Annotated in this window: 4 protein-coding genes; 2 read left to right on the top strand and 2 right to left on the bottom strand. The window is 63.8% G+C overall.

The genetic code is table 11. The features are described 5' to 3' along the window. The coding region (locus BIS11_RS10290) for a homoserine kinase (RefSeq protein WP_253586008.1) at positions 1-856 on the bottom strand (856 nt) is incomplete at its 3' end. Between the two features lie 169 nt (positions 857-1025). Between BIS11_RS10290 and polA the strand changes: the two genes are divergently transcribed. Beyond that, positions 1026-3785 carry a DNA polymerase I gene (gene polA / locus BIS11_RS10285; protein WP_253586007.1) on the top strand — a complete coding sequence of 920 codons (2760 nt, stop codon included), beginning with the start codon at positions 1026-1028 and terminating at the stop codon, positions 3783-3785. Positions 3786-3845: 60 nt separating this feature from the next. Here the strand turns inward: polA and BIS11_RS10280 are convergent, their stop codons facing one another. After that, the gene (locus BIS11_RS10280) at positions 3846-4859 is read right to left on the bottom strand and encodes a Fe(3+) ABC transporter substrate-binding protein (protein ID WP_253424635.1); all 1014 of its coding nucleotides are present in this window, start codon (positions 4857-4859) and stop codon (positions 3846-3848) included. 212 nt (positions 4860-5071) lie between these two features. Here BIS11_RS10280 and BIS11_RS18570 point away from each other — a divergent pair. After that, a partial coding sequence (locus BIS11_RS18570) for an ATP-binding cassette domain-containing protein (protein ID WP_301286442.1) occupies positions 5072-5245 on the top strand: 174 nt, incomplete at its 3' end.

Raw genomic sequence — 5245 nt, 5'->3', positions numbered from 1 at the left:
GGTCGACGTAAACGACCAGTAGCCTTGAAAGCCAGTAGCGAAGCGCCGTCATGCGCAGCATTACCGGCCACAGCGCGCGCTCGGCCTGGGTAAACGGGCGCCGCGCCAGATACGCGCCGAGCACCGCGTCATGGCGCTCGGCGTTGAGCCTTCCATCCTCATCCGTGGCCCAGTCGTTGATCACGATGGCCACGTCGAACAATAGATCCCCGGTGCAGCCGTTGTAGAGATCGATGATGCCGCCCAGGGTATCGCCTTCGAACAGCGTGTTGTCGCGAAACAGGTCGCCGTGCAGCGCCCCTGAAGGCAGTTCCCCTGCCTCGGCGAAGGCGGCCTCGAACTCGTCGACCTGGTTTTTCATCAGCGTCTGGTCATCCGGGCTCAGGTAGCCCAGCACCTTGTGATGGACCGCCTGCAGCCAGTGAAGATCCCGCGGGTTGGGGCGCTGCCCGGGAAAGTGTTGGGAAACGAGGTGAAGCCGCCCCAGCGCGTCGCCCAGCGCCCGGCACTGTGCAAGGCTTGGGCTTTCCGGGTGGCTGCCCGGCATGCGCGGGAACAGAAGCGCCGGCTTGCCCGCCAGGCTCTGCAGCGCCGTGCCTTCCCGGTCGTGCACTGGGCCGGGCACCGGGATGCGGTGCTCGTCCAGGTAATCCATCAATTCGACGAAAAACGGCAGCTCCTCGTGCTCGCCCTGCTCGAACAGGGTCAGCACCAGCTCGCGCTGGTCGGTGGTGACGAAAAACGTCGAGTTTTCCGTGCCGCCGGCCACGCCCTTGAGCGCCTTGAGCGCACCCACGTCGAACCGTTCCAGAAAGGTGGCGACCTGCGCGTCGCCAAGCGGGGTGAATACTGCCATCGTTTTCTCGCCCGGATTTTTGAGCGCCCATTGTAGCGGCTTGTTTTACCACTTGGCAGCGTTAAGGCGATTTCCTCGCCCCAGGATTCGGCACTTGGGGCCGGGTGCGCGTATCATGAGGCGATACGCTCACGCGCTCTTGCGCCCAGTCACATCAGGAAACATGGTTATGGCCCGCGCTCCCATCGTGCTCGTCGACGGCTCGTCGTACCTGTACCGCGCCTTTCACGCGCTGCCCCCGCTCAACGCCTCCAACGGCCAGCCCACCGGCGCCGTGAAGGGCGTACTGAACATGCTCAAACGCCTGATCAAGGACTATCCGAAAAGTCCCATGGCGGTGGTGTTCGATGCCCCGGGAAAGACCTTTCGCGACGAGATGTACAGGGAGTACAAGTCCCACCGCCCGCCGATGCCGGACGACCTGAGAAGCCAGGTGCAGCCGCTGCACGACTGCGTGCGTGCCCTGGGCCTGCCACTTCTGTGCATCGAAGGCGTCGAGGCGGATGACGTCATCGGCACGCTCGCCTTTCACGCCACGAACGCCGGGCGCGACGCGGTGATCTCCACCGGCGACAAGGACATGGCCCAGCTGGTCAACGCCCACATCACGCTGGTCAACACCATGAAGGACGAAACCCTGGATGAAGCCGGGGTGGAGGCGAAGTTCGGCTTGCCGCCGTCCTTGATCATCGACTATCTGGCGCTGATGGGCGACAAGGTCGACAACATCCCGGGCGTGCCCGGGGTGGGGGAGAAGACTGCCATTGGCCTTTTGCAGGGCATGGAAGGCGGGCTCGACACCATCTATGGTGATCTGGAAAAAGTGAAGACCTTGAGCTTTCGCGGCGCCAAGACGCTGCCGAAAAAGCTCGAGGAGCACCGCGAGCAGGCGTATCTGTCCTACCAGCTCGCCACCATCAAGACCGACTGCGAGCTGCCGGTGGGCCTCGATGATCTCGAGATCGCCCACCCGGATCGGGAAAAGCTCACCGAGCTCTACCAGGCGCTCGAGTTCAAGCAGTGGCTTTCCGAGCTGCTCGAAGGCCGCGACGAAGGCGTCGATGACGTGGCCGGCGGCGAGCCGGTGGCGGAGGACGCAGCGGAGCCCGCCACAAGTGCTGCGCGGGAAGATCACGTCATCACCGACCAGAAGACACTGGACGCGTGGCTTTCGCGCCTGAAAAAGGCCGAGCGCTTCTGCTTCGATCTGGAAACCACCAGCCTCAACTACATGGAGGCGGAGATCGTCGGTGTCGGGCTTTGCCTTAGAGCGGGGGAGGCGGCCTACATTCCGCTGGCCCACGACTACCTCGACGCGCCGGCCCAGCTCGACCGTGGCGAGGTACTCAAAGCCCTCAAGCCGATTCTGGAGGACACGAAAGCGGTCAAGATTGGCCAGAACTTGAAGTACGACATTTCCGTGCTGGCGAACTACGACATCACGGTGGCCGGTCCGCTTGCCGACACCATGCTGGCGTCCTATGTGCTCAACTCCACCGCCACCCGCCACGACATGGACTCGTTGGCGCTGAAGTACCTGGGCGAGAAGACCATCTCCTTCGAGGAGATCGCCGGCAAGGGGGCCAAGCAGCTCACCTTCAACCAGATCGCCCTGGAAGAGGCCGCGCCCTACGCCTGCGAGGACGTCGACATCACCCTGCGCCTGCACGACACCCTGCGCCCGCTGGTCGAAAAAGAAGGGCGCTTGGCTGAGGTGCTCGATCACCTGGAGCTGCCGCTGATCAAGGTGATCTCGCGCATCGAGCGCAACGGCGTGGCGATCGACGACGAGCGCCTGCACCGGCAGAGCCAGCAGTTGGAGGCGCGCATCCGCGAGCTCGAAAGCGAAGCGTTCGAGCTTGCCGGGCGCGAGTTCAACCTCGGCTCGCCCAAGCAGCTCGGCGAGATTCTGTTCAACGAGCTGAAGATCCCGGTGCTCAAGAAGACCCCCAAGGGGGCGCCTTCCACCGCCGAGGCGGTGCTCGAGGAGCTGGCGCTGGATTACCCGCTGCCCAAGGTCATCATGCAGCATCGCGGGCTCTCGAAGCTCAAGTCGACCTACACCGACAAGCTGCCGCGCCTGATCGACAAGGCGAGCAAGCGGGTTCACACCAGCTACCACCAGGCGGTCACCGCCACCGGGCGGCTCTCGTCATCTGACCCGAACCTGCAGAACATCCCCATCCGTACCGAGGAGGGACGCAAGATTCGCCAGGCGTTCGTGGCTCGGCCCGGCTACAGGATCGTCGCCGCCGACTACTCGCAGATCGAGCTGCGCATCATGGCGCATCTCTCCGAGGACAAGGGGCTTCTGGAAGCCTTCGCCGAGAACCGCGATATCCACACCGCCACCGCCGCCGAGGTGTTCGGTACCGCGCTCGACAAAGTGACCAGCGACCAGCGCAGAAGCGCCAAGGCGATCAACTTCGGGCTGATCTACGGCATGAGCGCCTGGGGGCTGTCGCGCCAGCTGCACATCGAGCGCGGCCAGGCGCAAACCTACATCGACCGCTACTTCGACCGCTACCCGGGGGTCGCGCGCTACATGGAGCGCATCCGCACCCAGGCCGCCGAGGATGGGTACGTGGAAACCGTGCTCGGCCGGCGCCTCTACCTGCCGGAGATCCACTCCCAGAACCGCGCCCGACGCCAGGGCGCCGAGCGCACCGCGATCAACGCGCCGATGCAGGGCACCGCCGCCGACATCATCAAGCAGGCGATGATCGACGTCGACGCCTGGCTCGCCGAGGGCGAGTTCGACGCGCTGATGGTCATGCAGGTGCACGACGAACTGGTGTTCGAAGTGAAGGAGGAGCAGGTCGAGGCCTTCATCGACGAGGTAAGAGCGCGCATGCAGGGCGCGGCGGAATTGAAAGTGCCGCTGATCGTCGAGGCGGAGACCGGCGATAACTGGGACGAGGCGCACTAGCGCACCCCCGCCAACGAAACGGCCCGCCGAATGGCGGGCCGTTCTGGTTCTGGCGAAAGCTTAGCGCCAGCCCACGCGGTCGAAGATGCGCACCGCTTCCGGGTTGTTCTCGCCCAGCAGGCTCATGTTGATGTCATCGCGCTTGAAGTCGCCCCAGGAGTCGAGCAGCGGGTCCTTGGCCACGCCCTCGACCACCGGGAACTCGTAGTTGCGCTCGGCGAGAATCTCTTGGGCCTCGTTTGATGCGAGGAACTCCAGGAAGCGAATGCCGTTTTCCGGGTTCTGGGCATTGGCCACCAGGCCCGCGCCGCCCACGTTGATGTGGGTGCCGCGATCGTCCTGGTTGGGGAACAGGATCTCCACGCGCTCGGCGGCTTCGCGCTCGGCGTCGTTGTCCGAGTTCAGAAGGCGCGCGTAGTAGTAGTGATTGGCCACCGCCACGTCGCACTCGCCGCTGGCCACGCCCAGAATCTGGTCGGTGTCGCCGCCTTCCGGGTCGCGGGCCATGTTGTCCACCACGCCCTGGGCCCAGGCCTCGGCGTTCTCGGCGCCGTCGTGCTCGATCAGTGAGGCGAGCAGCGACTGGTTGTAGATGTTGTTCGACGAGCGGATGCACACGCGGCCTTCCAGCGCCGGCTCGGCCAGCGACTCAAAAGTGTCGATCTCGCTCGGGTCGACGGTCTCCGGGTTGTAGAAGATCACCCGCGCGCGCTGGCTGAAGCCGAACCACATGCCGTCGGGGTGGCGCATCGCCTCGGGCAGGCGCTCGTTCAATACTTCGGAATCCACGCTCTGGAACAGGCCATCTTCCTCGGCGCGCCACAGCCGGCCCGCGTCCACGGTCAGCATCACGTCGGCGGGGCTGGCGATGCCCTCACGCTGCATGCGCTGGATCAACTGGTCGGAATCGCCCTCCAGCACGTTGACCTCGATGCCGGTCTCGTCGGTGAAGGCCTTGTAGAGAATCTCGTCGGAGTCGTAGTGGCGCGCCGAGTAGATGTTGACCTGATCGGCCAGAGCGCTGGCGCTGAACAGGGCGGCGGAAATGGCCAGGGCGACGGGGGCTTGTTTCATGAGCGGTTTCCTTGGGAGTATTGATTAGTCTGCTATATTCTTGATAATGGTTTTCATTCGCCTTGGTATTTAACGAATTGATGCTACGTGCGTCAAGGTGAACGATAATCGAAATCACGCGCAATCGTTAATGGATGAAAGTGGCGGCGATAGAAAATACACTGTGGCCTTTCTTAGGCGGCCTGCCGCTTCATCGATTCAAAGAGTGATCCATGACGTCTACCACGCCCGTGACCCCGCAGAGCGCGCAGGCCTTGTCGCTTAAAGGCATCGAGCATCGTTTCGGCGCGAATCGCGTCGTCAAGGGTATCGATCTCGAGATCGCCCCGGGCGAGGTGATGTGCCTTCTGGGACCTTCCGGCTGCGGCAAGACCACGCTGTTACGC

The organism is Halomonas sp. 707D4, assembly GCF_024158685.1.
In the GTDB taxonomy this organism is placed as follows: domain Bacteria; phylum Pseudomonadota; class Gammaproteobacteria; order Pseudomonadales; family Halomonadaceae; genus Vreelandella.
Note: the sequence above shows the minus strand (reverse complement) of the source record. Positions and strands in the feature narration are given on the sequence as shown.